Raw genomic sequence first — 26135 nt, 5'->3', positions numbered from 1 at the left:
TTCACGGAGCGACAAGGATGGTGCCATTGATGTGGGCTACGTGGACTGGAACAGTGGGCCGTCGGCTTTGCAAATGGTTCCTTCAGCAGGAAGGGTGCCATTGATGAAGTACGAACGCAGGGCTTTCGCGGCGCAGATGTTTTTGTTGCCAGCCACGTGACCAAAGGTGTCTACGGTTAGCAAACGGGCGCCCGGGGAGAGCTTCGCCAACGTTTGAGCGTTCTTCAGGGGGGTGGAGGGGTCGTGGGTGTTGCCGATGACCAGTAGCGGGTTTGCCGGTGTGACGTTGAATGGGCCCTGATAGATGTTTTTGTCCTGTCCAGGCCAGCCCGCGCAGACCGAGGAACCCCACGCCCAGTAGGTCAAGAAGGGATTCTTCTTGACGTGCTCAGGCGTACTGTATTTCTCCCAGGCCTTGGGATCCTTCGGATTCTTGGTGTCGACACACAGCACAGCGAAGAGCTCAGGTGAGTCCGACCATGCTGGTTTATTGGGGGCCGGTTTGCCTGGCGCGACCGGCTTGCCTGCCGTCGCGCCCGCGGCGGGCAGCCCGAGCGGAGCTTTCGCGATGGCTCGCTGCTTGGCCTCCTGGGCAGCTTCTTTCAGGGGTTTCACCGGAGTCTGATTGCTCGGTGCGGCAGGCGTGGCTGACGTGGGTTCTGGCTTCGGAGCGGCCGGAGTGGTGGCCTTCGGGTTGGTTTGACCCGTGGTGGCCTTCGGGTGAGCCGGGGCCGTCGCGGGGGTCGTGGATTTGCCGTTCTTCTTCGTCATCGCTTCCCAGGTGTGATGGACGGAGGCGAAGAGGTCCCTGATGCCCTGGTTGTCATACAGTGCGACCCCGGCATCACTGACATAACTGTCGAAGGTATGGGTTTCCTTACCGTCTTTGAAAGGACCCTTCTTCAGGGTTTCCAAGACCTCGTCCCATTCCTTCTCGATCGTGGCGCCATGAGGGCAGGCTTTCGGCCCGGCCTTCTTGCACTCAGCAAAGGCAGCTTTCAACGTGTCGAGGGAGGAATCTGCCGCACCGCCGCGCAGTGTGGACGGGATGTTGTCGCCGTCCTTGCCATGACCAGTGGACCAGGCGATCGGGTCGACGACGCCATCGGTGACCATCCGTCCGACGGTGTGGGGGAAAAGCGCAGTGTAGGTGGCGCCCAGGTACGTCCCGTAAGAGACGCCGTAGTAGTTGAGCTTCTGCTCGCCCATCGCTTTGCGGATCATCTCCATGTCCCGAGCGACCTGCGCGGTGGAGATGTGGTCCATGATCGGGCGGGCAGTCTTGGCGCATGCGTCCCGGTAGAACACGTCGTATGCCAGTTTTTGTGAGACTCGCTCCGAAGTGATCGGGAACCGGATATCGTCACCCTTCGGTGCGGCTTTATCGCTCCAACACTTTGTTTCTGTTGATCCGGCAATTCCTCGCGGATCAATGGCAAGAATATCGTGACTCTCGTTGACCTCTTTGCCCAGGATCCCCACAAATTCTTTCAACTTCTTAGTGGCGACTTCACCAGGCCCGCCGGGGTTAGTGAAAATGGCACCTTTCTTTTTTCCGGTGGCGTTTTTCTTGGCGACGGTGACTTCAATTTTGTCACCGTGGGGCTTGCTGTAGTCCAAGGGGAGCAGCGCCGTCGTGCACTGAAAGCCCTTGAGATCTTTATCGGTGCAGTTCTTCCACGCCAAGGTGGGGACGGTGACCTTGGAGAGGTCTAGGGCCCCTCTTGCTGGGGCGGTCTTGCTGGTTTCCTTGCCAGACGGGGCCGGAGAAGCGGCATGAGCGGTGGTGACACATATCGGGGCCATAATCGCCGAGGCGGCGAGCACAGCGACGGAGATCCGCACGAGGGGTTCCTTCACGTTGGAGGGGAGGAAAACGGAGGCAGCCCGGGACTGTGAAGTCACCGAGGCTGCCTCATCGTCATGGAATTACTTGGTCGGGAACAGCGGGCTGTCGGCCTTGCAGACCGTCCCTTCCGCGGGGAGCTTGCCTGCCAACAGGTAGGTCTCGATGGCCTTCGCGGCGCAGCTGCTCTTATTGCCACCGACATGTCCGAAGGCGTCCACGGTGAGTAGCCGAGCCCCTGGCGAGACCGACGCCAACGCTTTGGCGCCACTCAATGGCGTCGACGGGTCATGGGTGTTGCCGATGACCAGCAGCGGGTTTGCCGGTGTGACGTTGAACGGGCCCTGGTAAATGTTCTTGTCCTGTCCGGGCCAGCCTGCGCACACTGAGGAACCCCACGCCCAGTTCGCGGCAAACGGATTCCGCTTCAACTCTGCCGGAGTGCTGTACTTGTCCCAGGCCTTATGGTCTTTCGGGTTCTTGGTGTCCACGCACAGGACTGCGTTCAATCCTGGGGCATCAGACCACGCAGCTTTCGCTGGGGCGGGTTTCCCAGGTGCTACCGGCTTATCAGCGGCCGGTAGGCCGAAGGGCGCCTTGGCCATGACACGTTTCTTGGTCTCTTCAGCGACTTCCTTCACCGGTTTGGCTTGAGCTGACCCTGTCGCAGTGGACGTCGGGGCGGCGGGCTTCGATGTAGTTGTAGCTTTCGGGCTGGTGGTGGTCCCGCTAGCGACAGGTTTTTTCTGCATCGCCTCCCACGTGGAATGAATCGAGCTCATCACATCCCTGAGACCGCGCTCGTCATACATCGTCGCTGCCACGTCGCCGATAAAACTGTCAAAGGTAAGAGTTTCCTTACCTACGGTCAGGGGGCCCTTCTTGAGGGTTTCTAGGATCTCGTCCCATTCTTTGTCAACGGTGGCTGCGTTGGCGCAGGCCTTCGGGCCAGCTTTCTTGCACTCAGCGAATGCTGCTTTCAATGTTTCTGCTGAGCCCTCGATCGACCCGATCCGTGCGGTCGCGGGGGTGGTCTCGCCTTCATTGCCGCGCCCGGTGGACCAAGCGATGGGATCGACGACGCCGTCGGTGATCATCCGGCCGACGGTGCTGGGGAAGAGGGCGGCGTAGGTCGCGCCGAGGTAGGTGCCGTAGGAGACGCCGTAATAGTTGAGGCTCTTCTCACCGAGGGCTTTGCGGATCATTTCCATGTCCCGAGCGACCTGCGCGGTGGACATGTGGTCGATGATGGGGCGGGCGGTCTTGTCGCAAGCGGCCCGATAGAACCGGTCGTGAGTGAGCCGCTGATGGCTTTGCTCCTTGGTGATCGGGAATCGCACCGATTCACCCTGGGGAGCTGCCTGGTCGCTCCAGCACTTTGCTGCGGTTGCTGAATGAATCCCGCGGGGATCCATGCCGATGACGTCGTACTCCTCGCCAACCTTTTTACCCAGGATTGATGCGAAGTCATTAAGTTGAGCAGATGCGAGGATGCCAGGCCCGCCAGGGTTAGTGAATATGGCACCCTTTTTCTTTCCGGAGGCAGCTTTTTTAGCGACGTGAATCTCAATTTTGTCGCCGTCGGGTTTGCTGTAGTCCAGGGGGAGTAGTGCGGTAGCGCACTGGAGCCCTTTGAGGTCCTTGCCGGCGCAGGATTTCCAGGCCAGTGTAGGTACCTTGGCCTTAGAGATGTCTACAGTCTTAGTTGCGGGAGCGGCACTATTGGCTGCACGTGCCGGCGCAGGGGAGGCGGCATATGCAGTAGCGCTAACAGTGGGAATAATGATCGCCGAAACAGCGAGTACGGCAATGGTCGCTCGCACGAAAAGCCCCTCCAATGGGAAACGCAATGAGGTCTCGCCGGATGGCGATATCCTCCGAGTATCCGAGGAGCATCGGATCCGACTTGAAGGAGTTTAGCGGAAAATTAAACGATCGTTTACGATATCTCATTACGGTACCGTGACGATTGACCGTATTTATCATGAGAGGAAGATCAATACCGGCTGAATGGGTTGAAGCGGCACGCGTGACGTTGAGTGTGTAGGGCCTGCAAGGTGGTAGGCCTGCTGATGGAGTGCGCGCATCAGGGTGACCGCTACTGACGCTGCTACTTTTATGTCAAGAATTTACCTACCCTAAAATATTCATCAATCGCAATCAGTGCAGCCTCGGCTCACCCCGTGGCGCTCCGACGTGGGAGGTGGCGGTGGACGCCGGGCTGCACTGAGGCACCCGGGGGATGTGGGCTGCCCTTTGACGTGGCATCACTGATGCGATCCTCTATCCCGAGCGTGGCGTCCTTATTTGTGAGGGGAAAGAGGCGTTTATCGGCCTTGCGCATCAAGTCCTAGGGGCGATGGTGATGAGCATTCGCATAGCCAGGGCTGAGGCTAGGGTGCGCCTCGCATCATTTCTGGTCGAGTACAGAGGGGGTAAAAAGGGTGGTCCCGGCCTGAGCAGGCCGGGACCACCCTCAGGTGTGGCTCAGGGGGTTACTTCTTGGTGGGGAAGATCGGCTTGTCGGCCTTGCATACCGTGCCTTCTGCGGGGAGCTTTCCCTGCAGCAGGTAGTCCTGCAGCGCTTTCTGAGCACAGGTGCTCTTGTTGACACCGGCGTGGCCGAATGCGTCCACGGTCAGCAGGCGGGCGCCGGGGGATAGCTCGGCCAGAGCCTTGGCGCCAGCCAAGGGGGTTGCCGTGTCATGGGTGTTGCCGATGACCAGCAGCGGGTTTGCCGGTTTGATGTTGAACGGGCCCCGGTAGGCGTGCTTGTCGTGGCCGACCCAGTTGGCGCACATAGAGGAGGACCATGCCCAAGCTGCGACGAAGGGGTTTTTCTTCGCCTCATCGGTGTTGGAGTAGCGCCACCAGTTCATCGGGTCTTTGGAGTTGAGCGTGTCGACGCACATGACCCCCTCGATGCCGAAGGTGTCGGTCCATTTGCTTCCCTCGGCGGGAGGGGTGCTCGGTTCGATCGGCTTTTCCTGACCAGGTGCGCCCCAGTTGACCTTGTCTGGTTTGGCATTGGCGGCATCTGGCACTCCGCCCGGGGCCCGCTTGCGGGCTTCCTCTGCAGTCTTGGAGAGCGATTTGTCGCTCTTTTCTTTCTTGTTGTTGAGCCGCTCCCACATGTCGTGGATCGACTCGATCATCGAGGGGTACGACTCCGGGTCGTACAAGGAGGACAGGACCTCGCCGACGGTCTGGTCATAGGTGATCGTGTCGACGTCCTTCTTCACCGGTCCCTTCTTGAGTAGGGCGAGAGTGTTCTCCCAGTCTTTCTCGACGACGTCGCCGTGGGGGCAGGCTTTAGGCCCGGCCTTCTTGCACTCCGCGAAGACCAGTTTCAGCGTGTCCAGGGTGACTTTGGGGGAGTCGGACATGCGTGCCGATACGGGTGCTTCCGAGCCGTTCTTTCCACGTCCGGTGGACCAAGCGATGGGGTCGACGACGCCGTCGGTGATCATTCGGCCGACGGTGCTGGGGAAGAGGGCGGCGTAGGTCGCGCCGAGGTAGGTGCCGTAAGAGACGCCGTAATAGTTGAGGCTCTTCTCACCGAGGGCTTTGCGGATCATCTCCATGTCTCGGGCGGTGTTGGCGGTGGACATGTGATCGATGATGGGGCGGCCGGTCTTGTCGCAGGCGGCTCGTTCAAAGTCATCGTTGATGATGATCTTCTTGGCTTCGGCCTCGTTCAGGGGGAACTTCGGCGCGTTGTAATCGGGCTTATCTTTCATCGACCAGCAACGGGCTTGCGCGGTGGGGTAGACGCCGCGCGGGTCAACGCCGATGACGTCGTACTGGTCCGTGACGGGCTTGCCCATGGTCTCCGCGAACGAGATGACCTTCCGGGACGATTGCTGGCCGGGGCCGCCGGGGTTGATGAAGACGGCGCCCTTCTTGTTCTTGCCGGTGGCGACCTTCTTGGCGACGAAGACTTCGATCTTGGGTCCGGTGGGCTTGGAGTAGTCCAGTGGCAGGAGAGTGGTGGCGCACTGCAGCTGAGGCTTGCCTTCGCAGGGCGCCCACTTCAGTTTCGGACCAGCAAGCTTGGAGATGTCCGGTTGACCTGCAGGAGTGCTGGGAGCTGACGAGGTAGGGGCGCCGGAGGTTGGAGTGCCTGAAGCAGTGGGCTTTGCGGAACTGGTGGGCTTTCCGGTGGGGCCTTCCGGAGCCTTAGGCAGCGCCGGTGCGGTGGGCGCGTTCGGCGGGATGCTGCTGGTGGGGTCGGCACTGGGTGCGGCGAACGCCGTGACAGACAACGTGGGGATGAGCATGGCCGTGGTGGCCAGGACCGCGAGAGTAGCGCGCACGTGAGGGCCTCTCTGAGAGCGTCGACGGTCGATGCCGTCTTGGTGCGGACGCGATGTTCCCGTCTCAGCACCAAACGACAGTGGAGGCGAGTTCGCTTGGTGTCGAAGTGTACTGGCGTCCAAGAGGCCAGCTATCAGGCCCTTTCTCATACTTCGACGACTCGGGGCAACTCCGCTGGTCAACCAATATGGATTCAGCGAAATCTCAGGAAGATCCCTGGAAAAACCCGGTGAGGGGTCGCATGCGGCCCAGGTGGCCCGCAGCTCAGCTCACTTGGGCGGCTGTCGATAGGACGTGCGCAAGCCGGACGGCGGCTGCGTGCCCCTGACTCCACGGATGGATGATCCATGATCACTGTGACTCGTCGTAACGGGACGACGTTCGCGCTCAACCCTGACCTCATCGAACGGGTTGAAGCGACCCCGGACACCGTGGTGACTCTCGTCAGTGGGACGAAATACATCATCACTGAATCAGTCGATCAAGTCATCACTGAAGTCTGCGCCTTCCGCGCGGCAGTGTTGAAAGCATCCACTTCGCCTGTCGTCTCTGCCCCACCGGCCCCGATGCGATTGCACTCGGTTTCGACGACGGAGGCCTGACATGGATCTCGGAACCCTGGTTGGCGTGGGTCTGGTCACAGTGGCGGTGTTTCTTTCCGCCATTCTGGACGGTGTGGCCATCGGGCACCTGATGTTGCCGGCCCCGCTGGTGTTGATCTTCGTCGGCGGTTTCGGCGCCTCGGCCGGTGGTCTGCTGATGTCGGAGTATGCGACCGCGTTGAAGGACCTGAAAAAAGCCTTCACCGCGAAGGCCCCCGATGGCAGTGAACTCGTCGACGTCATTGTAAAAATGGCTGACCGGGCCCGCCGTGAAGGCTTGCTCGCGTTGGAGGACATGGCCAAAGAGATTGAGGATCCACTGCTCAAAGAAGGCATCCAGATGACAGTGGATGGCACCGATACCGCTGAGATCGAAGAACTTCTCCACATGCGGATCGATGCGAAGAAAGACCAGGACAAAATCGGTGTGGCCTTCTACGAGGCCATGGGCGGTTATGCCCCCACCATCGGTGTCGTCGGTGCTGTCCTCGGTCTGATCCACGCGCTGGGCAACCTGGACGATGTGGCAGCGCTCGGCGAGATGATCGCGTCTGCGTTCGTGGCCACGTTGTGGGGTGTGTTCATCGCCAACGGTGTCTGGTTGCCGCTGTCAGCGAAATTGAAGCGGCTCAGCCAGCTCGAAATTAAGAACATGGAGATGATCATCGAGGGTGTCCTCGCGGTCGCCGCCGGTACGTCGCCGCGCGTCGTCGAGCAGAAACTGCGCAGCTCCCTGCCAGCATCGGCGGGCAAGGGCAAGGACGCGAAGGCCGCTTGACATGGCAAAGAAGAAGAAAGCTCCCGAGCCTGAGCCTCATGCTAATCACGAACGGTGGATGATCAGCTACGCCGACATGCTCACCTTGTTGTTGGCGTTGTTCATCGTGATGTTCGCGGTCAGCAAGGTCGATCAGGCCAAGTTCGTGCAGTTCGCCCAAGGAGCCAACCAAGCCTTCGGCGGTGCCGGTTCCGTCGTACTCAATGGGTACGGCGGCTCCGAGACGGGGTCGGACGGCATCATGCAAAACAACAAGCCGCCAGCGACCGAGGGCCAAAACCTTGACCCGCAGAAAGCGGCGCAGATGATCGCCACCGAGCAGGCCCGCAAAGCAGCGCAGGAAGCGGAGAAGTCCCGTCTGGACGAGCTGAAAAAACAGCTCGAATCGGAGCTGAGCCAGAAGGGACTTAAAGATGCGGTGCAGATGGTCACCGATGAGCGGGGCTTAGTGGTCAACATCATCACTGACAAGGTGCTCTTTGACACGGGGACGGCATCGATCCGCTCAGCGGGAGCCAAAGTCATTGACCTGATCGCGCCGAGTCTGAAGAGCCTGCCCAACAAGATCACTGTCGAGGGTCACACCGACAACGTGCCGATCCGCACTGCCCAGTTCCCGTCGAACTGGGAACTATCCACCGCACGGGCGGCAGCGGTGCTGCAGGTTCTGGTCAAGGACGGGTTGGAAGAGAACCGGTTGACGCTCGCCGGGTACGGCGATCAGCGCCCCATCGACTCCAATGCCACCGACTCCGGCCGGTCTCGTAACCGACGGGTCGCCGTGGTGGTCATGGCCAATGTCACTCAACCGCTGGCGTCACCCAGCGCTGTCGCCTCACCTACCCCGATCGTCACCGCCACCCACTAGGAGATCTCCCATGGCCAAGGACAAAGACGACGCCGCTGAGGGCGAAGCCCCCAAGGGCGGTAACAAGAAAATGCTCATCGTGATTGCTGCGACAGCGCTGGTCGTGATGATCGCAGCCGGGGTGGTCTTCAAGATGATGATGGCCCCGCAGGAAGCGCCGAAAGACCCTGCCAAAGAAATGGGCGCAGTGGTTCCCCTGACTGACGACATGACGTTGAACCTGTCTGACGGCAAATACCTGAAGATGAAGTTGGCGCTGCAACTGTCTGAGGAAGCCACCACGAAAGCTGGCGGCGAGAAAGCACTCAAGGCCTTCGACGGGTCAAAAGCCAGGGACGCCGCGATCTCAGTCCTGGGGCACTACACCATGCAGCAGCTCCTCAAGCCTGAGAACAAGGAGAAGGCCCAGGAAGACCTGACCAAGGAGGTCAAAGAGCGTTACGAGGGTCAAGTGCTCAAGGTCTACTTCACCGACTTCGTGATGCAGTGAGGTCAGGGATGAGTGCCCCTCAACTCGTCGTGTTCGTCTCAGGTGCAGGTCATTTCAGCCGATCTGAGGCATCGTGAACAGTACTCCCGTCCTCTATGACTTCCGGAGCCCCAGCCGGTTCAGTCGCGAGCAGGTACGGGCCCTCCAAATGGTCAACGAGACCTTCGCCCGCCAGATGGCGACCGTCCTGTCAACCACACTGCGCATCGTCGGTCACTCGGCACTGACTGAGGTCAAACAACTCACGTACGACGAATACACCGGCAGCCTGCCCAACCCGTCGTTCCTGGCTGTCCTGGAGTTCTCCCCGATGGGCGGGGACGGCGTCTTCCAGATGCCGATGGACATCGTGATGAGCATCATCGACCGACTCCTCGGCGGCCCGGGCACCGAAGAACAACCCTCCCGGGGGTTGTCCGACATCGAAGCTGGTCTGGTCCGCAACGTCGTCCAACGCATCGTGCGTGAACTCACCTACGCCTTCGACACCCTCGCCCACGTCAAAGCCAACGTCCAGTCCCTGGAGTCCGACGTCCAACTCCTCCAACTGGCCCCACCCCAAGACCCGATGGTGGTCTCCGAATTCGAAATCCGCATCGGCGACCAGGTTTCCACCGCCACCCTGTGCATCCCGGTCTCCACCGTCGCCCCCGTTCTGGAAGTCCTCAAAGCCAAACCCCAGGAACTCACCGGGGCACAAGCCGCCGCCGCCAAAGCCCTGCACTCCCGGATGAACGAAGTACCCGTCGTGGTCACCGTCGCCTTCGAACCCATCCAACTGACCAGCGCCGAAGTGTTTGACCTCCAGGTCGGTGACGTCCTGCCGCTGCGCCACCCCACGAATCAACCGCTGACCCTGTCCGCCGACGGCATCCCCGTCGGCTCAGCCGTCCCCGGCAGCCACGGCAGCCGCCTGGCCTGCCAGATCATCGCCCTCTAAGTGTCGAAACCCACTGCCGCCCCGCGAAGGAACCCCCGATGACCTCCCTCAACGAAGAACTCGACGCCGCTCTCCTCGCGGCCGCCGAGGCGTTGCCGAGTCACTTCGCGGACTCCGCCGAGCTGACCCTCGAAGCGTTGTCCGCCCTGCAGGCGACCACGCTGTCCCTGCCCGGTGGCGCCTACGGCATCGAGTGCGTCCTCAAAGACGCGGGCAACGTCGGCACCGTCGTCCTCATCGTCACCGGCCTCATCGACCATGCCACCGGAGAAATCCTCGACCGCACCGAAGCCCGCGATAAATGGACCAAGGCGCTCGCCGAGACCTTGGACGCCTTGAAGGGGTCGTTGGGGGAGTTTAAATCCGGCCAGATCCACATGACCGACGCCTTTGACGCGTTGGAAAAAGCCGACGAGAGCAACGTGGTCGGGCTGTTCAAAGGCCAGACCCTCGCGGCGATGTTGTTGACGTTGCCGGCCAAGGCGACCGGTCAGGGCGCGGCAGCCCAGCTCGCTGCTGCAATTGAAGCTGCCGAGGCAGAGGCTGCGGGCGACGCTGAGGGCGGCACTGTCGATGGGGCTGACAGCGAGGGAGCGGCGTCCGGCGCAGATGTGGCTGCTGCGGCCGATGCAGAAGCGTCAGCCGGAGGAATGCCTTCAGCAAGCGGCGTTGAGCAGCAAACAGGCCAGCCAGGTCAGCCGGCAGGACAGGTAAGTCAAGGGGTGTATGTGCCACCACCACCGCGGGATCCACACGGTCCCACAGATGCGCCAGCGATGGCTTTGGCGCCGTTGAGTGGCGCGTTCACCTATTCGGTTGATCCTCGCCGGATCGAGTTGCTGCGTGACGTGATGATGGGCGTCTCAGTCGAACTGGGACGGACCCGGATGCCGGTGCAGCAGATCCTGGGGTTGCTTCCCGGATCGATCATCGAACTGGATCGCGCCGCAGGGGCGCCCGTCGACGTGATGGTTAACGGCAAGCTCATCGCTCACGGTGAAGTGGTCGTTGTTGATGAAGAGTTCGCTGTCCGGATCACCGAGATCGTCACTCCAGACGGGGAAGGGCGGGTCAGCGCGTGAGCGACGGGTCGACCGTCGTCCTGATGATCCGGACGGTGGTCTCATTGGCGGTGGTCCTGGCGATCATCGTCTGGGCAGCTCGTGCTCTGGAACGACGGCAGCGTGGTCATGGCCCCCGGTCCCGTCCGGCTCCTGTCCCGGTGACCGTCCTGTCGCGGCAGACGTTGTCCCGGCACGCCGGGTTGACGGTGGTGCAAGTCGCTGACCGGGTCTTGGTCTTAGGCGTGACTGACACGCAGGTCACTACTCTGAGCGAACTCACCCAGCGCGAGCTCACTCAGGATGATCTGGCGTCACCGATCACCGAGGACCTCTCGATGTATGCCTGGCCGGAGCCGAGCCGCGACGAATCTGTCCCCAGCAACCATGCGTTAACCCAGCCCACGTCTGATGACGATTCCTTCACCCGCCTGATCGAACAGAACGGATTCACCCCCTATCAGCAGGACGTTGAACGCCACGGTGACTCGGCACGCGCCCTGGCGACCAGGCTGTTGAGTATGCCGCCACGCATTGGGAGGCATCGTGAATAAACCGTGGATCCGTCGTCCTCGCCGGATCCGGGGCCGGCTGCTCCTCGCAGGCCTGCTCAGCGTCGGGTTCGCGGTCAGCGTCGGCCCAGCTATGGGGATGCTGCATCAGGACCCAACACCCAGGACCGCCACCCATACAGTGCCAGTGGGTGACAACGACCTCCCAGTCAGCAGCAGTTCAGCAGGATCATCGCTAGCCCAGGTCCGTCCAGTGGCGTACGCCGTACCAGCCTCCGCAGGCTATGCCCAGGCTGTGGCTCTCCCCGCTGCGGAGGTACGTCGTCACCCCGCCGACCCAGGCATCCCCACTCCCACAGTGCGGGCCCCCAGGTCTCCCGGCTCGGGCGGGGTCAACGTGGACATCGACGGTGGCACCGCCGGACGCACCCAAGTGGTCCAGGTCATCATCCTGATGACGGTGCTCTCTGTCGCACCAGCGTTGTTGCTGATGTGCACGTCGTTCACCAAGATCGCCGTCGTCCTGTCCCTGACCCGCAACGCCTTGGGCACCCCTACGATCCCGCCGAACCAAGTCCTCGCCGGGTTAGCTCTCTTTCTCAGCCTCTTCGTGATGTCCCCGGTGCTGACCCAAATGAACGACCAAGGCGTCCAGCCCTACCTCAACAACAAAATCGAATTGAACACCGCTGTAGATCGAGGCGGCGAACCGTTACGGCTGTTCATGGCCAACCACACCGGTGACACCGAGCTTCAGACGATGATCAAGATGAGCAAGTCGCCACAACCCAAAAATAAGAAAGACACCGACTTCAAGACACTCATCCCGGCGTTCATCCTGACCGAGCTGAAAAGTGCTTTCATCATCGGATTCGTAGTGTTCATCCCGTTCCTCATCATCGACCTTGTGGTCAGCTCGGTCCTGATGAGCATGGGCATGATGATGCTGCCCCCAGTGATGATCTCGTTGCCGTTCAAACTGTTGCTCTTCGTGATGGTCGACGGCTGGTCCCTCATCACCACCGCCCTCGTCACTAGTTACCGGTAGGGGAGCCATGACCGACAACGACGTGATGCATTTGGCCGTGCAAGCCATGGTGCTGGGCACTAAAGTGGCTGGACCGATCCTCCTGGTCAGCTTAGTGATTGGATTCGCGATTTCGCTGATCCAATCGGTCACCCAAGTGCAAGAAATGACGCTGACCTTCGTGCCCAAAGTCATCGCGATCGCCATCGTGTTGCTCGTGGCTGGCAACTGGATGATGGGTGAGATGGTCGGATTCACCCGGCAACTGTTCGCTGACCTCCCGGCCCTGCTGAAGACATGACGTTCCCCACCGGTGTGGACGGGCCCCTGTCCGGTGTCCTCACACCAGGGTCGGACCTGCCATCGCTGGCTGCCAGCGGCGGAGTCAACATCAACGCGCCGTACGACCTGCTGGTGACATTCCTGCTGATCATGGGACGGATCTTGGCGTTCTTGGTCATCGCCCCGCCGTTTGCTGGCCGTTCCGTGCCGATGCGTGTCAAAGGAAGCCTCGCGGCGGCGATGGCAGTCCCCGTCACCCCGATGCTGGCCGGGGCAGCCCCCACCACAGATATGGCAGTGCTCGTCACCGCGGTCCTCTATCACCTCGCGACCGGAGCCCTCATGGGATTCATGGTCCTGTTGCTGTTTTCCGCGATCCAAGCCGCCGGCGACCTGATCGACCTATTCAGCATGTTCACCATGAGCCAACTGCTCGATCCACTGTCCAACACCCAAAGCGGAGTCTTCGGCCGGATCGAATACTTGGTGGCTACGACGATGCTCTTCGCGTCCGGCGGACACCTGCTGCTGCTGCGCGGCCTCGTCGGCTCCTTCCAGATCGCGCCAATCCACCCGCCAGCCCTCGGCGACGGTGTCCGACGACTCGTCGACGGACTCAGCGGCTTCCTGGTATCCGCCCTCGAGATTTCCGGGCCCGTGGTCCTCGCCCTCGTGTTGGCCGACATCGCATTGGGACTGGTTAGCCGCGCCGTACCCAGCCTTAATATTTTCCAACTCGCCTTCCCCGTCAAAACTGTGCTCACCGTGTCACTCGCCGGAGTTGCCGTGTCACTGCTGCCCGGGGCAGTGGCCACCATCGTTGATCACGCCATGAGCCACATGGGTCCCCTCAGCAAGCTCCTCGGGGGGTGACGACTGATGGCTGAAGACAAACACAGCAAAACCGAAAAGCCCACCGCCAAACGCCGCCGCGAAGCCAAAGAAGAAGGCAACGTCCCCCGCACCGCAGACCTATCCGCCTGGTTGACAGTCCTCGCCTTCGTCGGACTCGGCCCCTATACCGTCGGGGCCTTGCATGAGACGTTCGAATCCCTCTTCCGGCACGCCACCCACATCACCCGCACCCCAGACGTCAACCTACTCACCCCCATCCTCCACGAAGCAGTCCTCGGCTTCGGCCGGACCGTCGCGCCCCTCGTCCTGACCTGCATGGTGCTCGGCGTCCTCGGACACGTCGTCCAAGGCGGCGTCATGGTCTCCCCCAAACGCTTCAAACCCAAATGGAAAAAACTCAACCCCATCCCCGGGTTGAAAAACATGCTGGGCGCCCACGGCCTCTGGACCCTCGCCAAAACCCTCATCAAATTCGTCGTCTTCGGCGCTGTGGCCTATCAGGTCACCGCCGGAGTAGTCAGCTCCATCACCGGAACCGGACGGTGGCAGCTGTCCGCGATCGTATCGATGGGCGCCGACGCCGCAATGAACATCCTCCGCCTCGTCGCCATCACTGGCCTCATCATCGCCGGCGCCGACTGGTTCATGGAAAAACGCCGAGTCGACAAATCACTGATGATGACCAAAGACGAAATCAAACGCGAATCCAAAATGCAGGAAGGCGACCCCCACGCAAAAGCTGCCCGCAAACAACGCGCTCGCGAACTCGCCAGCAGTCGGATGATGGCGGCAGTCAAGTCCTCGACTGTGGTGATGGTCAACCCCACGCATGTTGCAGTCGCTTTGACCTATGAAAGTGGCGGTGGTGCCCCCCAGATCGTGGCCAAAGGAGCCGGTCACGTCGCGGATCGCATCCGTGAAGAAGCGGAGACGTACGACGTACCGATGGTGCGTGACCCACTCGTCGCTCGAATGCTGTACAAGACGTGTGAGGTGGGGCAGTTCATCCCCCCCGAGTTGTATGACACGATCGCGCAGGTCATTGCCTTCGTCTTCTTCCTCGACGAGCAGGGCAAAGCCGCAGGCACCCACGACAGTCCGGTCGATCATCCTGACGGGCAGGACATTCCGGACGACCTCAGCGACGCCGCGTTGGGCTTGGGATCCCACCCGGACGCTGACACTGAGGACTCTACGCAGGTCGGGACCGATCCGGCGACAGTGGAAGGTGACCAGGAGAGAGGCCTGCTCGGCTGAGGCGCCGCCCCCACCCTCAGGTCGACACCCCCCATGCCGACTGGAGGCAGGTCAGGACATGGACGTCGCAGGCGACGAGCCGTTCGAGAGGTCACGTGAAGTCGAATCGGGTAGCCCAGATAGGCGTACCGGCCGTCATCATCGGCATCGTCGTGATGATGGTCGTGCCGATGCCGGCCATCTTGCTGGACCTGTTGTTGGCGTTCAACATCACCTTGTCGATCCTGATCATGCTGGTCAGCCTCGCGGTGACCAAACCTTTGGACTTCGCAGTTTTTCCCTCGTTGCTGCTGATCGCCACCCTGTTCCGGCTGGCCATGAACCTCGCGGCGACTCGACTGGTCCTCCTCGACGGGTACGCCGGTGAGGTCATCAACGCCTTCGGGCATTTCGTCGTCGGTGGCTCCTTGATCGTGGGGCTGGTCGTCTTCGTCATCTTGATGGTCATCCAGTTCGTCGTCATCACTAACGGAGCTGGCCGTGTCGCTGAGGTCGCGGCCCGATTCACCCTCGATGCGATGCCCGGCAAGCAGATGGCCGTGGACGCCGACCTGAACTCAGGATTGATTGACGAAAACGAAGCCCGACGCCGCCGTAAAGAAGTCGCCTCCGAGGCCGACTTTTACGGCGCCATGGACGGTGCCAGCAAGTTCGTCAAAGGTGATGCCATCGCCGCGATCGTGATCACGTTGGTCAACCTCATCGGCGGATTGATCGTCGGGGTCGTGCAGCGCGGAATGCCCATCGGTGACGCCGTGACGACGTACTCGCTGCTGTCCATCGGTGACGGTCTGGTCTCGCAGATCCCGGCACTGCTGCTGTCTATCTCCACCGGCCTGATCGTGACCCGCGCCACCACCGAAAACGATATGGGCACCGACTTGCTGGGGCAGTTTGCCCGGCAACGCCAAGCCATCCAGCTCGCTGGTGGCGCTGTCATCGTCGTCGGACTGGTGCCTGGCTTGCCCAAGGTCCCGTTCCTCCTCCTCGGCGGTCTCGCGCTGCTGATCGCCTCCCGACTGCCTGATCCGCGCACCCAACCTGAGGTCACTGAAGCTGAACCTGAGCTGCCCCGCGAGCCGCAGAAGGACAGCCCCGTCGCCATCGCCCAGGACATGCGGGTCGAACCCCTTGAGCTGGAACTCGCCTACGACCTCATCGACCTCGTCGACGCCTCCTCAGGCGGTGACCTGCTCGATCGAGTACGCGCCCTGCGCCGCAAACTCGCCCAAGAGATTGGCATCGTGGTGCCGCTCGTGCGGACCCGCGACAACCTGGACCTGCCACCCCGCCACTACGCGATCAAAGTCCATGGGGTGGAAGTCGCCCGTGGTCAGGCTCCCGCCGGAATGGTGTTGGCTATTGGTGAAGACCTGGACGGCCTGCCCGGCATGGTCACCAAAGAACCGGTTTTCGGTCTGGATGCCAAATGGATCCCAGCCGAACTGCGTGAACATATCGCCTTGGCTAATGCGACCGTCGTCGACCGGTCTTCCGTCATCACCACCCACATGGCGGAAGTGGTGCGCACCTATGCGGCGCAACTATTGGGTCGAGAAGACGTCAAAATGCTCGTCGACATCGTCAAGCAGAACCACCCGGTGGTCATCGACGAACTCACCCCGCAACCGTTGTCTCTCGGCGAGATCCAACGCACCTTGCAAGCGCTGCTGGATGAACGGGTCTGCATCCGTGACCTGGTGCGCATCTTCGAAGCGATGTCGTTGCGGGCCAAGACCAGCTTGGATGCCGACGGACTGGTCGAAGCAGCCCGCGGAGCGTTAGGCGCGGCGATCGCGATGTCCCATGCCGTCGATTCTCGACTCAACGTGATCACCTTTGATCCGATGCTGGAACAGCGGCTATTGGAATGCTTGCGGGCGGGTGACTCCGGGACCTTCTTGATGCTCGACCCGATGCTGTCCGAACGGATCGCGATGGAATCCGCTCGCCTAGCGGCGGAAAACGAAGCCGCCGGGGAGCCCGCAGTGTTGGTGTGCGCCCAACCACTACGTCTTCCGGTACGTCGGGTCGTCGAAGCGACCTCACCCCGACTACCTGTCTTGTCCTACGCCGAACTGGGTGGTCAGCTCACCCTCGTCACAGCAGGAGTGGTGAATGTCCAAGAAGTCACGGCAGCCTGAGGCCGCCGCTCAGGGCGGCAAAGGCGGCAAAAAGGGCCGCCGAGGAAAGAAAGGCCAAGCTGAGGAGGGCACTCGCGCGCAGCTCGTCGTAGAAACCGCCCCCGAAGGAGTGCCATTCGCGGTGGTGGTGCTGCTGGCGATGGTGATGTGTTTACCCAGCCTGTCGACGTACCAGGCTGGTGGGCTCGCTTTCGATGCGTTGATGATGCGGGTGTTCGCCGCCCTAGCCGTTGCCTGGCTGCTGTCGCATCTGGTGTACGCCGTCGTGGAGGCGGTGCGGCCGCCGAAAGTCGAGGCAGTCGTGGAGATTCCACCAGAGCAGGCGTTTCACGCGATGGCTCGCCAGGACGCTTTGTCGGGGCGGATCGTCTCTGACCCACATGATGAGTCAGGGCACCCCATTCCGGGCGACCCCTTCGCGGTGGAGCCGGTGGAACCAGCTGCGATCCCGGCAGTATCGCAGGCCGGGGTGCAGCCCGTGGTTGGCGAGGTTCGCGCCGACCAGTCGGCAGCCTGACCGAGCGAGGCTCACCGACTGCGGACGGCCTCCTTGCGCAGTGGTCGTTCATGCGATCGTACGGCGCTCAGCGCGGCGTCTAAATCGCCGTCCTCTAAGAGTTTGACCAGTTTGTGGTGCTCCTCAATGATCCGTTCGAAAGACAACGCTGGGTGTCCAGCATGGGACATCGTTAATCTGTGCTGGCGATCCCTGAGCGCTGAGTAGAGCCTGGTCAGGTGGGCATTTTGAGCTGCGGTGACGATTTCAAGGTGGAAATCTCCATCTGTGCTGACGAATCCGGGAAGATCTCGGGCCCGAAGCTGTCGGGATTGTTCGGTCAGCAGCTCCCACAGCCGGTCAACGAGGTTACGGGGGGCGCGGTCGCTTTCGGTGAGGAGCTTAGTGATGGCAAAAGTTTCGATTAATTCCCGGGCTTCGGAGAGTGAGACAGCTTCGTCCGGTGAAATAGGGACGACCACGGCGCCCCGTTTGGGGTACAGCTCCAGGAGGCCTTCCGCCTGAAGGCGCAGGAAAGCTTCGCGTACTGGTGTCCTGCTAACTCCTAATGCGGTGGAGACCTGTCCTTCGGTGATGACATCGCCTCCGGCGAGGGTGCCGTCCAAGATCTTGGCTCGGGTGTCCGCATAGGCGCGATCGGTGGCCGACTGTTGCCGGTCCATCTTTCCCTCCTACGTCGTGTGGTGCTGAGTTGATCGTCCCCCTCACACACGCCTTGCAGTCGGTGGAGCGTCATGGGACAGCCGGACCGTTGCATCTAAGACGTCCCTATGAAGGTACCTGTCAGGACCACGGGTTGCAATCTTAAGTTCGCAGGTGGGAGGGGGTTTTTAAGGGTCGATCGACCGACTATGACCGGTGATTGGGACAGCCGGTGACGGTGTGATCACGGGATGCCTGCGAGGCGAAGAGGGCCCAGCGGGCAGCCCCGTCGCAGGGGGTGCGCATCTGGGGTCGAGGGGGACATGCCATCATGCGCGCCATGACCGGTAATAGCTTGGCCCTGAGGAAAATTCGCGATGAAGACGCGGCCGCGGTGCTGGTGGCCTTCAGCGCAGATCCGGCGATGATCCGTCAGGGTCGAGTCACTGATATCGATGAAGCGCAGCGCTACATCCGGACGTACACCCAGATCGGCGCCGAACATCACGGAGTCGCCGTGGTGGACGCCCTGGACACTCTCGTCGGCATGGTGGGGCTGGACGTCTACCCGGCCGATCGGCGCGCCTGGCTGTACTACTGGATGAATGTCTCCCATCGAGGCCGAGGGTGGGCCTCTCTCGCGGTGCGCAGCGTCGCCGATTGGGCACTGACCGACGGGGGCTTGGAGCGGCTGGAACTCGGGCATCGCGCTGACAATCTGGCGTCTGGAGCAATTGCCCGACGGGCTGGTTTCATCCTGGAAGGGATCGAACGAGGGAAGTTCTTCTCCGAGGGGCAGCGAGTTGACGTCCTCACCTATGGGCGTCTGGTGAGCGACCCCTGGCCGATGCGCAGCCCACTACCCATCCTCCAGATGTGAACCCTATTGGGTCTCAGCGAGACTCCCCGTGTCAGCTGACGCGGGGCTTTACCGGTGTCCGGCTGTGTACTTACTGAATCGAAGGACAACCGGGGGAACTGTTTACCTGTGCCTGGTCCCCTCCTTGGGGGGCGCGTAGTTGACTCTGCTGTGTCGCGCGGGGTGAACCCGGCCCGTCTTCCTGAATGCCATGAAATGTGGCCATCGGGAGAGCGGTCGGAGCAGCATTCCGGGCGAATAGCGACATAGCACTCCCTACGGCTGTGGTGATCTGCACGGCCAGGTCTATGAACCAGGCGAAGAAAGGAAAACAACGAGGGGTGGCGGGCTTCTTGTGATCGACGCGGTAACAACCGTGTCGATTTTCATATGAAGACCGTGACGTGTTCTTGTCTGCACATCGTTGACGAGAGCGCAATTGGAGTCTGTCGCCAACTGATGTGGTTTCAGGATCATCTATCTTCGTTCCTCGTCTAGTTCTTCGCCGGAGGGATGTCATGGCAGCTACTCCCACTTCCCAGGACCCGATGATTGGGGCCCCATCTTCAGAAGAAACACTCATCACACTCCACGACGATTTTTCGTTGGTGCGGGTCCCTGAATCTGCCCGGTATGGGTGGGTCAGTGTGGCGATGCAGCGGTTTGGGATGTTGTCTGCGTTGGCGCAGTTCATGTTGGCTGCGTCGATTGGTGTGGGGTTGTCGTTTTGGGATGCGATGATCGCGATCACGTTGGGGTCGGTGATCTTGGAGGTCGTGTCGATCTTCTTGGGGATCGCTGGGGTGAAGGAGGGGTTGTCAACGTCGGTGTTGGCACGGTGGTCTGGTTTTGGGACTGTCGGGTCGGCGTTGGTGGGTTTGGTGATGGCGACGTCCTTGGTCGGCTGGTTCGCGGTGCAGAACGCGGTCTTCGCTGAGGGTCTGCACTCCCTGGTCCCCGCCATCCCCATGTGGATCTGGGCCATCGTTGGTGGTCTGGTCGTGACTGCGGTGGTCACTCTGGGTTTTGCGGCGATGTCCTGGGTTGCGTGGATCGCCGTACCAGCGTTCCTGTTGGTCTGCGTCTGGTCCGTCTCCAAAGTGCTCTCCGACCAGGGAATGGCGCTGTTCTCCTCGGGTCCGTCAGGTCAGCCGATTTCGTTGGCTGCGGCAACGACGTTCGTTGCTGGTGGGTTTATCGTTGGGGCGATTTTTACCCCGGATATGTCGCGGTATAACCGGTCGGTGGCTGACGTGGTCAAGCAGACCGTGGTGGGTGTGACTTTGGGTGAGTATTTCGTCGGTGTGATCGGCGTACTCTTGGCCCACGCACTGAAGGTGACGATTCCCGGAGATGCCGGAGCTGTCGTCGGGATTATTCAGTCGACATCTGGGGTGCTTGGCGTCTTGGTGTTAGTGGTCTCAATTGTCAAGGTGAATGACTGGAATCTGTACCCGTCGAGTTTGGGTGTGGTCAACGCGGTGGATGTGTTGGCGGGGATTCGGTTGCCGCGTGCTGGTGTGGCGTTGGGGTTGGGTGCGCTGGGTGCGGTGTTGTCGGCGGTGGGTTTTGCGAAGTTGTTCCAGCCGTTTTTGTTGGAGTTGGGTGTGGTGTGTCCGCCGATTGCGGCGATCATGATCGCGGATTATTTCGTGTGTCGGTCGTGGCGGGTGGAGTTGGCGGAGTCGCGTGAGCGTGGGGAGTTGCCGGCGGTGGTGCCGATGGTGGTGCCTGCTGGTTTGTTGGCGTGGGTGTTGGGTTATCTTGCGGGGCGGATCTCGATGGAGTATCCGGAGTTTTTGTGGGGATGGAATATTCCTTCGTTGACTTCCCTGGTGGTGGCGTTCGGGGTGTATGTCCTGGCGGGACGGTGTGGCCTGGCCCGCGGCGCCAACATCCGGCCTTTGATAAGGCATTGGTCTTGACAACTTTCCTGCAGTAAAGCTTTTCCGAAGTGCGAGTCGACTTCCGTTGCGGCGCACATGGTGCGGTGACGGCGTCCATTCGAAGAGATGGAGGTGAGCGATCAACGAGGTGGTCCCTGGACGTCCTGGTCCCCTGGCCGCTTCTCTCGATCCTAGCTTTTCGTGAGATGTCACCGACAGAAATGTATTCAGAAAGGGAACAGCCGTGAGAATCAGACCTCGTCGTTCTATCGCATTCCTTGCTGCTGGTGTGGTGATGTGCAGTGGACTGGTCACTGATGTGGCTTTTGCGTCCACACCTGAACAAGTTGCGACTGCAGCCGCAGCTGATCTGGCCGACTCGCCGATCGTCAACGTGACGAAGGCGAACTTGGACAAGCTGAAGAAAGAGAGCCACAAACGTCCGGTCCTCTTCGTGGTGACCGCCCCAGCGTGGTGCTACTACTGCCAGCAGATGGACCCTGTGATTCGCCGCCTGGCCAAGGAAGCGAAGGGCAAGTGGGTTCTAGCGATCATCGACGTCGACACGTCAGATGCCAAGGATGCCTTCAAGGTTGAGGGCTACCCGACAACGATCGCTTACACCAACGGCAAGGAAGCCAAGAAGGGCCGCCACGAGGGTTACGGCGGCGAGGCGCCGCTGAAGGCATTTATCGCCGACATTCTCAAGGGTTTCAAGCCGTCCAAGCCCAGCCCCACACCGACCACCCCCCCGAGTAACCCCACCACCCCGAGCAACCCGGGCGGCCCGGGGACGTCAGCTCCATCGTTCGGTCCGATCGTCGACGTGACGATGGCCAACATTGAGCAGCTCAAGCAGGAGAGCACCAAACGGCCGGTGTTCTTCTGGGTGACCGAAGAGGGCTGCAGCTACTGCGAGAAGATGAAGCCAGTGGTGACCCGCCTTGCCAAGCAAGCCAAAGGCAAGTGGATCTTGGCAGTCGTCGACAACGACAAGACCGATGTGGGCAATTACTTCAACATCAAAGGTTTCCCCACGACGATTGCGTATACCCACGGTAAAGAAGCTCCCCAGGGCCGCTACGTCGGATATGCCGATGAGCCACAGCTGAAGGAGTATCTGGACGGCGTCATTGACGGTTTTGGGGCTTCAGATCCCGCGCCAGAAGAGCCAGAGACGCCAGCTGGAGAATCTGTCATTGACGTCACCATGGCAAACTTCGGCCAGCTGAAAAAGGAAAGCAGCAAACGGCCGGTTTTCTTCCTGGTCACTGCCCCGGCATGGTGCCACGCTTGCCAGCAGATGGACCCGGTGATCCGGGAACTCGCCGCGCAGGCCAACGGTAAGTGGGTATTGGGAATCATTGATGCTGATACCTCTGACGCCAAGGATGTCTTGGGCGTCAATGCGTACCCCACCCTCGTGCCGTTCACTTACGGCAAGGAAGCCCCACAGGGTCGGTCAGTCGGCTATGACAATAAAGCCAAGCTGAAGACCTATATCGACAGTGTGGTCAACGGGTTCTCGCCGTCAGCGCCGGACCCTGACCCGGCACCCGACCCTGACCCATCGGACCCGAGTGACCCCGCCGATCCTGCTGATCCGTCTGAGCCGTCGCATGCTGGTTTCATCGAGGTCACGGATAAAAACTACGACGAGTTGATCGCTCGGTCGAAGAAGACACCGTTCATCCTTGATTTCTCTAAGGACGGTTGCATTCCTTGCCAGCAGATGGCGCCCGTTCTCGAAGCGAAGCTGAAGGCCAGCAATGGTGCCTTCTTTGTGGGGCGTTTGGATGGGACGAAGTATCCGAAGCTGTGGGAGAAGTACGGCAAGCCATGGTTCCCCACCTTGGTATCCATCATTAACGGCAAGGAGACAGCGCGTCGCGCCGGGTACGACGGCGACAAGAATGCGCTGAACACCTGGATTGATCAGGTCATCAAGGGTGGAACTCCTGCGACCGACCCAGCGACGATGACGGTGACCGATGGCACGTCGTGGAACGACATGTTGGCGATTTCCAAGCGTCACCCGGTGGCATTGCGGGTTCACGACGACAGCTGGTCCAGCGGTTCGCGTCGCCATGGCACGCTGGCTGCCGATCTCGCTAAAGCCAGTGGTGGCAAGTGGACTTTGGCCAACCTGGATTACGACAACAACCAGGCGCGTGAGTTGTTGTATGACAACAACATCTGGGTGAGTGGTGAACTCCCGACGATGATGGTGATCTACAACGGCAAGGTGCAGACCGTTATCGACCCGCTGGAAGGCGCTGTCGGCAAACCTGCAATGACCGCCTGGATCGACAAGATGCTCAGCACGAAGTACCCCGTCGACTCTTCTGAGGGTCGGGCGTCGGTGTCCTGACGCCGTCACGGTAGGACCAGGTGCGGGGCACATCGTGTCCCGCACCTGGTGTCATCTCGACTTTGGGACGTCGCCACCGTCGGTGTCCCAGAGGAGCCGCGGACTATCCGTCAGGCGGCTCGACATCCTCGCATCACGTACAACAGCACCATTTCAAGGAGCAGACATCATGACAAACACCATCGACATCGACATTGCTGAGTTGGAGCGTGGGTTTGGGCGGTGGGTGGAGGATCGGTTGGTGGGGGTGTGTGGGGTGCATGGTCCGTTGGCGTTGGTGGATTGCCGGCCACTGCTCCTGCGGGAACACCCCCAACGATATGAACAGATTCGCCTTGCGCAGTTTGCGATTGCGGCCCGCCTCAAACGCGAAAACCGCTCGCTGCACCGGAAACGCTAAACCCCTCGCGATAGCGACCCCTTCACCGACCAACCGACGCCGCAACTCCTGCAACGCGTCCTTCGGATCCGACGGCAAACCCGACACCGCCACCGGCGTATTCGGCTCATCACCAAACATGTTGCCTCCCCCACCACAAGCAGTCATCCCACACACCATCAACCCGGCCAGGACCATCGCCACCCGCCGCCTCACCGCGCCGCCTTCTCGTAGCGCCAGGGGTTCGTCATAGCGCGAGTGATCACCGGACCACGGTGTCTTCGGACTGCGCTGCTGGCTCTCGGCGTCGAACCGCATCGCACGATCGCTCGCCCTGAACCTTTGCATCAATCACTTCCCCAATCGATCAATCCCCAGCCCTGCGCAGATCGCACCAAGCCGCTCTAGGCTACCCACCCCAACCAGAGCACTGCGGCCAGCCTTGGCCCGATCCTTCAGCTGTCCTCTTGCGCTCCACGATGACCCGGTGGCTCACTCTGTCCGTTCGACCAGCTCTGAGTGCTCGCGTTCAGGGCACTCGTGCGGGCATAGGAGGGGTTTCATGGGCATTGAGTGTCAATCCGCCAACACAACGCCGTGCGCCGACAATAAAAAAAACCCAGGCCAGAGGAACTCTGCCTGGGTTTTGGGTGGTGGCCAGGGACAGGATCGAACTGTCGACCTTCCGATTTTCAGTCGGACGCTCGTACCAACTGAGCTACCTGGCCTTGCATAATGAGCGACCCCGACCGGGCTCGAACCGGCGACCTCCGCCGTGACAGGGCGGCGCGCTAACCAACTGCGCTACGGGGCCTCGTAAAGAGGTACTGCTTGTACTGCGTATCCCCAACGGGATTCGAACCCGTGCTACCGCCGTGAAAGGGCGGGGTCCTAGGCCGCTAGACGATGGGGACCTATATGGTGCGGTGTCACCCGCAGGACCGTCGCCTCTAGCGAGCCGCTATCGGATCCGTCGAGGACTTGAGAAAGCATATGGGACTGTTGGCGGAACTGCAAAACGGCGGCGGGAGCCGCTTCTGACCTGTGGGTTTGTCGGTTGGCTGTCGCTGGGGTCTCGATCGCCCCAAGAGCCACATACCTCTGTTGAGTCCATATTTTTGTCCGCACGTCCTTCCTGAGCCCAGGAGTTGTCTCTCATTCAATGGCCGGAGGACCTCTCGCGTCGTCGGTGCCGCATGGGAGGATGGCGACATGGATCTGCTCAACGCTCCGCTTGCCGCCGTCGACCCCGACATTGCCGCTGCTCTCGACGCCGAGCGCGAGCGGCAGGAGACGACCTTGGAGATGATCGCTTCGGAAAACTTCGCGCCGGTCGCAGTGATGCAGGCGCAGGGTTCGGTGGCGACCAACAAGTACGCCGAGGGATATCCCGGTCGGCGCTACTACGGCGGTTGTGAGCATGTCGACGTGGTGGAGCAGTTGGCCATCGACCGGGTGAAGGCGCTCTTCGGGGCGGAATTCGCCAACGTCCAACCGCACTCTGGGGCGCAGGCCAATACCGCCGTCTACTTCGCCTTGCTGAAGCACGGTGACACCATCCTCGGCCTTGACCTGGCCAACGGTGGGCATCTCACCCACGGAATGCGGATCAACTACAGCGGCAAGATGTTTGACGTTGCGGCGTATCACGTCGACGAGCACGGTCGGGTCGACATGGCTGAGGTGGAGCGGCTCGCTCACGAGCGTCGGCCAAAGATGATCATCGCGGGCTGGTCGGCGTACCCTCGCCAGTTGGACTTTGCCGAGTTCCGGCGGATCGCCGACGAGGTTGGCGCCTATCTGATGGTGGACATGGCCCACTTCGCGGGGCTTGTCGCGGCTGGCCTGCACCCCAACCCGGTGCCGCACGCCCACGTGGTGACGTCCACCACCCACAAGACGTTGTGCGGGCCTCGTGGCGGCATCATCCTGACCAACGACGCCGACCTGGCCAAGAAGATCAACTCTGCAGTGTTCCCAGGGATGCAGGGTGGCCCGCTGGAGCATGTCATCGCTGCTAAAGCGGTGGCCTTTAAGGTCGCGGCCAGCCCGGAGTTTATCGAGCGTCAACAGCGCACTCTCGATGGCGCGCGGATCCTCGCCGAGCGGCTCTCCCAGCCAGACATGGCCGCCCTCGGCGTGAAAGTTCTCTCCGGTGGCACCGACGTCCACCTCGTTCTGGTCGACCTGCGCGATTCCGAGCTGGACGGCAAGCAGGGCGAAGACCAGCTGCATCGCATTGGCATCACCGTCAATCGCAACGCCATCCCCCACGACCCGCGGCCCCCGATGGTCACCTCTGGCCTGCGGATCGGCACGCCAGCCCTCGCGACGCGTGGGCTCCAGGAAGACGACTTCCGCGAGGTCGCCGACATCATTGCCAGTGCCCTGCACGCTGGGCTCACTGACGCCGAGGCCGACGCCTTGCGTGCCCGGGTCGAAGCCGTCGCCGCCGCTCACCCGCTGTACCCCTCGCTGACAGCGTGAGCTGAGAAACTGCGT

The 26135-nt window shown here is 61.2% G+C and carries 22 protein-coding genes and 3 tRNA genes; 18 read left to right on the top strand and 7 right to left on the bottom strand.

All coding sequences use genetic code 11. From position 1 onward, the window contains the following. Positions 1-36: 36 nt before the first annotated feature. The 3 genes from KEM60_RS00520 to KEM60_RS00510 all read right to left on the bottom strand — a co-directional run bounded on the left by KEM60_RS00520 (position 37) and on the right by KEM60_RS00510 (position 6162). The gene (locus KEM60_RS00520) at positions 37-1905 is read right to left on the bottom strand and encodes an alpha/beta hydrolase (RefSeq protein ID WP_219105547.1); all 1869 of its coding nucleotides are present in this window, start codon (positions 1903-1905) and stop codon (positions 37-39) included. Between the two features lie 24 nt (positions 1906-1929). Beyond that, positions 1930-3669, bottom strand: coding sequence for an alpha/beta hydrolase (locus KEM60_RS00515; protein ID WP_219105546.1), 1740 nt, complete (start codon positions 3667-3669; stop codon positions 1930-1932). A 672-nt stretch (positions 3670-4341) separates the two neighbouring features. Next, entirely contained in the window at positions 4342-6162 is a 1821-nt protein-coding gene (locus KEM60_RS00510; protein ID WP_219105545.1) for an alpha/beta hydrolase, read from the bottom strand. A 348-nt stretch (positions 6163-6510) separates the two neighbouring features. On the opposite strand from KEM60_RS00510, the gene KEM60_RS00505 reads away from it, so the two are divergent. The 13 genes from KEM60_RS00505 to KEM60_RS00445 all read left to right on the top strand — a co-directional run bounded on the left by KEM60_RS00505 (position 6511) and on the right by KEM60_RS00445 (position 17496). After that, the gene (locus KEM60_RS00505) at positions 6511-6765 is read left to right on the top strand and encodes a flagellar FlbD family protein (protein ID WP_219105544.1); all 255 of its coding nucleotides are present in this window, start codon (positions 6511-6513) and stop codon (positions 6763-6765) included. A gap of 1 nt (position 6766) precedes the next feature. Further along, the gene (locus tag KEM60_RS00500; protein WP_219105543.1) at positions 6767-7543 is read left to right on the top strand and encodes a motility protein A; all 777 of its coding nucleotides are present in this window, start codon (positions 6767-6769) and stop codon (positions 7541-7543) included. Position 7544: 1 nt separating this feature from the next. Next, positions 7545-8411 (top strand): OmpA family protein, encoded by an 867-nt coding sequence (locus tag KEM60_RS00495; RefSeq protein WP_219105542.1) that lies wholly within the window; start codon positions 7545-7547, stop codon positions 8409-8411. A gap of 10 nt (positions 8412-8421) precedes the next feature. Continuing rightward, positions 8422-8901, top strand: a complete 480-nt coding sequence (gene fliL / locus KEM60_RS00490; RefSeq protein ID WP_219105541.1) for a flagellar basal body-associated protein FliL — start codon at positions 8422-8424, stop codon at positions 8899-8901. Between the two features lie 73 nt (positions 8902-8974). Continuing rightward, on the top strand, positions 8975-9841 hold the full coding sequence (gene fliM, locus KEM60_RS00485; protein ID WP_255574084.1) for a flagellar motor switch protein FliM: 867 nt from the start codon (positions 8975-8977) through the stop codon (positions 9839-9841). Between the two features lie 38 nt (positions 9842-9879). Continuing rightward, positions 9880-10923 carry a flagellar motor switch protein FliN gene (gene fliN, locus KEM60_RS00480; RefSeq protein ID WP_219105540.1) on the top strand — a complete coding sequence of 348 codons (1044 nt, stop codon included), beginning with the start codon at positions 9880-9882 and terminating at the stop codon, positions 10921-10923. Next, positions 10920-11456: a flagellar biosynthetic protein FliO gene (locus KEM60_RS00475; RefSeq protein ID WP_219105539.1), complete on the top strand. Its 537-nt coding sequence runs from the start codon at positions 10920-10922 to the stop codon at positions 11454-11456. The genes fliN and KEM60_RS00475 overlap by 4 nt, the downstream gene beginning before the upstream one ends. Next, positions 11449-12462, top strand: coding sequence for a flagellar type III secretion system pore protein FliP (gene fliP / locus KEM60_RS00470; RefSeq protein ID WP_255574082.1), 1014 nt, complete (start codon positions 11449-11451; stop codon positions 12460-12462). The genes KEM60_RS00475 and fliP overlap by 8 nt, the downstream gene beginning before the upstream one ends. 7 nt (positions 12463-12469) lie before the next feature. Next, positions 12470-12742, top strand: a complete 273-nt coding sequence (gene fliQ / locus KEM60_RS00465; protein WP_219105538.1) for a flagellar biosynthesis protein FliQ — start codon at positions 12470-12472, stop codon at positions 12740-12742. Then, positions 12739-13596, top strand: a complete 858-nt coding sequence (locus KEM60_RS00460) for a flagellar biosynthetic protein FliR (RefSeq protein ID WP_219105537.1) — start codon at positions 12739-12741, stop codon at positions 13594-13596. Before fliQ ends, KEM60_RS00460 begins: the two co-directional genes overlap by 4 nt. Positions 13597-13602: 6 nt before the next feature. Then, entirely contained in the window at positions 13603-14835 is a 1233-nt protein-coding gene (locus KEM60_RS00455; RefSeq protein ID WP_219105536.1) for a flagellar biosynthesis protein FlhB, read from the top strand. A gap of 95 nt (positions 14836-14930) precedes the next feature. Then, positions 14931-16979, top strand: a complete 2049-nt coding sequence (gene flhA, locus KEM60_RS00450; RefSeq protein ID WP_255574080.1) for a flagellar biosynthesis protein FlhA — start codon at positions 14931-14933, stop codon at positions 16977-16979. Next, positions 16954-17496 (top strand): hypothetical protein, encoded by a 543-nt coding sequence (locus tag KEM60_RS00445; RefSeq protein WP_219105535.1) that lies wholly within the window; start codon positions 16954-16956, stop codon positions 17494-17496. Before flhA ends, KEM60_RS00445 begins: the two co-directional genes overlap by 26 nt. Positions 17497-17507: 11 nt before the next feature. Here the strand turns inward: KEM60_RS00445 and KEM60_RS00440 are convergent, their stop codons facing one another. After that, positions 17508-18158 (bottom strand): GntR family transcriptional regulator, encoded by a 651-nt coding sequence (locus KEM60_RS00440; RefSeq protein WP_219105534.1) that lies wholly within the window; start codon positions 18156-18158, stop codon positions 17508-17510. Between the two features lie 320 nt (positions 18159-18478). Between KEM60_RS00440 and KEM60_RS00435 the strand changes: the two genes are divergently transcribed. The 4 genes from KEM60_RS00435 (at position 18479) to KEM60_RS00420 (ending at position 23654) form a co-directional block, all read left to right on the top strand. After that, the gene (locus KEM60_RS00435) at positions 18479-19018 is read left to right on the top strand and encodes a GNAT family N-acetyltransferase (RefSeq protein WP_219105533.1); all 540 of its coding nucleotides are present in this window, start codon (positions 18479-18481) and stop codon (positions 19016-19018) included. Between the two features lie 497 nt (positions 19019-19515). After that, positions 19516-20922 (top strand): cytosine permease, encoded by a 1407-nt coding sequence (locus KEM60_RS00430; protein WP_255574079.1) that lies wholly within the window; start codon positions 19516-19518, stop codon positions 20920-20922. A 205-nt stretch (positions 20923-21127) separates the two neighbouring features. After that, entirely contained in the window at positions 21128-23254 is a 2127-nt protein-coding gene (locus tag KEM60_RS00425; RefSeq protein WP_219105532.1) for a co-chaperone YbbN, read from the top strand. Positions 23255-23423: 169 nt separating this feature from the next. Then, positions 23424-23654 (top strand): hypothetical protein, encoded by a 231-nt coding sequence (locus KEM60_RS00420; RefSeq protein WP_219105531.1) that lies wholly within the window; start codon positions 23424-23426, stop codon positions 23652-23654. Between the two features lie 630 nt (positions 23655-24284). Here KEM60_RS00420 and KEM60_RS00415 read toward each other — a convergent pair. From KEM60_RS00415 to KEM60_RS00405, 3 genes are all read right to left on the bottom strand, one after another. Beyond that, positions 24285-24361, bottom strand: a tRNA-Phe gene (locus KEM60_RS00415). A 12-nt stretch (positions 24362-24373) separates the two neighbouring features. Continuing rightward, positions 24374-24447: transfer RNA gene (locus tag KEM60_RS00410), tRNA-Asp, on the bottom strand. A 27-nt stretch (positions 24448-24474) separates the two neighbouring features. Beyond that, positions 24475-24547 (bottom strand) — tRNA-Glu (locus KEM60_RS00405). 298 nt (positions 24548-24845) lie between these two features. Here KEM60_RS00405 and glyA point away from each other — a divergent pair. Next, positions 24846-26120 (top strand): serine hydroxymethyltransferase, encoded by a 1275-nt coding sequence (glyA, locus tag KEM60_RS00400; RefSeq protein ID WP_219105530.1) that lies wholly within the window; start codon positions 24846-24848, stop codon positions 26118-26120. The last annotated feature ends 15 nt before the right edge of the window (positions 26121-26135 follow it).

The organism is Austwickia sp. TVS 96-490-7B (assembly GCF_019331795.1).
Lineage (GTDB): Bacteria > Actinomycetota > Actinomycetes > Actinomycetales > Dermatophilaceae > Austwickia.
This window is presented reverse-complemented; position numbering and strand designations above follow the sequence as displayed.

Excerpts from the sequence above, each read along its gene's own strand:
- glyA (WP_219105530.1), top strand. The coding sequence starts at position 24,846 with ATGGATCTGCTCAACGCTCCGCTTGCCGCCGTCGACCCCGACATTGCC.
- KEM60_RS00500 (WP_219105543.1), top strand. The coding sequence starts at position 6,767 with ATGGATCTCGGAACCCTGGTTGGCGTGGGTCTGGTCACAGTGGCGGTG.
- KEM60_RS00445 (WP_219105535.1), top strand. The coding sequence starts at position 16,954 with ATGTCCAAGAAGTCACGGCAGCCTGAGGCCGCCGCTCAGGGCGGCAAA.
- KEM60_RS00420 (WP_219105531.1), top strand. The coding sequence starts at position 23,424 with ATGACAAACACCATCGACATCGACATTGCTGAGTTGGAGCGTGGGTTT.
- KEM60_RS00460 (WP_219105537.1), top strand. The coding sequence starts at position 12,739 with ATGACGTTCCCCACCGGTGTGGACGGGCCCCTGTCCGGTGTCCTCACA.
- KEM60_RS00495 (WP_219105542.1), top strand. The coding sequence starts at position 7,545 with ATGGCAAAGAAGAAGAAAGCTCCCGAGCCTGAGCCTCATGCTAATCAC.
- fliL (WP_219105541.1), top strand. The coding sequence starts at position 8,422 with ATGGCCAAGGACAAAGACGACGCCGCTGAGGGCGAAGCCCCCAAGGGC.
- KEM60_RS00455 (WP_219105536.1), top strand. The coding sequence starts at position 13,603 with ATGGCTGAAGACAAACACAGCAAAACCGAAAAGCCCACCGCCAAACGC.
- fliN (WP_219105540.1), top strand. The coding sequence starts at position 9,880 with ATGACCTCCCTCAACGAAGAACTCGACGCCGCTCTCCTCGCGGCCGCC.
- KEM60_RS00440 (WP_219105534.1), bottom strand. The coding sequence starts at position 18,158 with ATGGACCGGCAACAGTCGGCCACCGATCGCGCCTATGCGGACACCCGA.
- KEM60_RS00505 (WP_219105544.1), top strand. The coding sequence starts at position 6,511 with ATGATCACTGTGACTCGTCGTAACGGGACGACGTTCGCGCTCAACCCT.
- KEM60_RS00430 (WP_255574079.1), top strand. The coding sequence starts at position 19,516 with ATGGCAGCTACTCCCACTTCCCAGGACCCGATGATTGGGGCCCCATCT.
- KEM60_RS00435 (WP_219105533.1), top strand. The coding sequence starts at position 18,479 with ATGACCGGTAATAGCTTGGCCCTGAGGAAAATTCGCGATGAAGACGCG.
- fliQ (WP_219105538.1), top strand. The coding sequence starts at position 12,470 with ATGACCGACAACGACGTGATGCATTTGGCCGTGCAAGCCATGGTGCTG.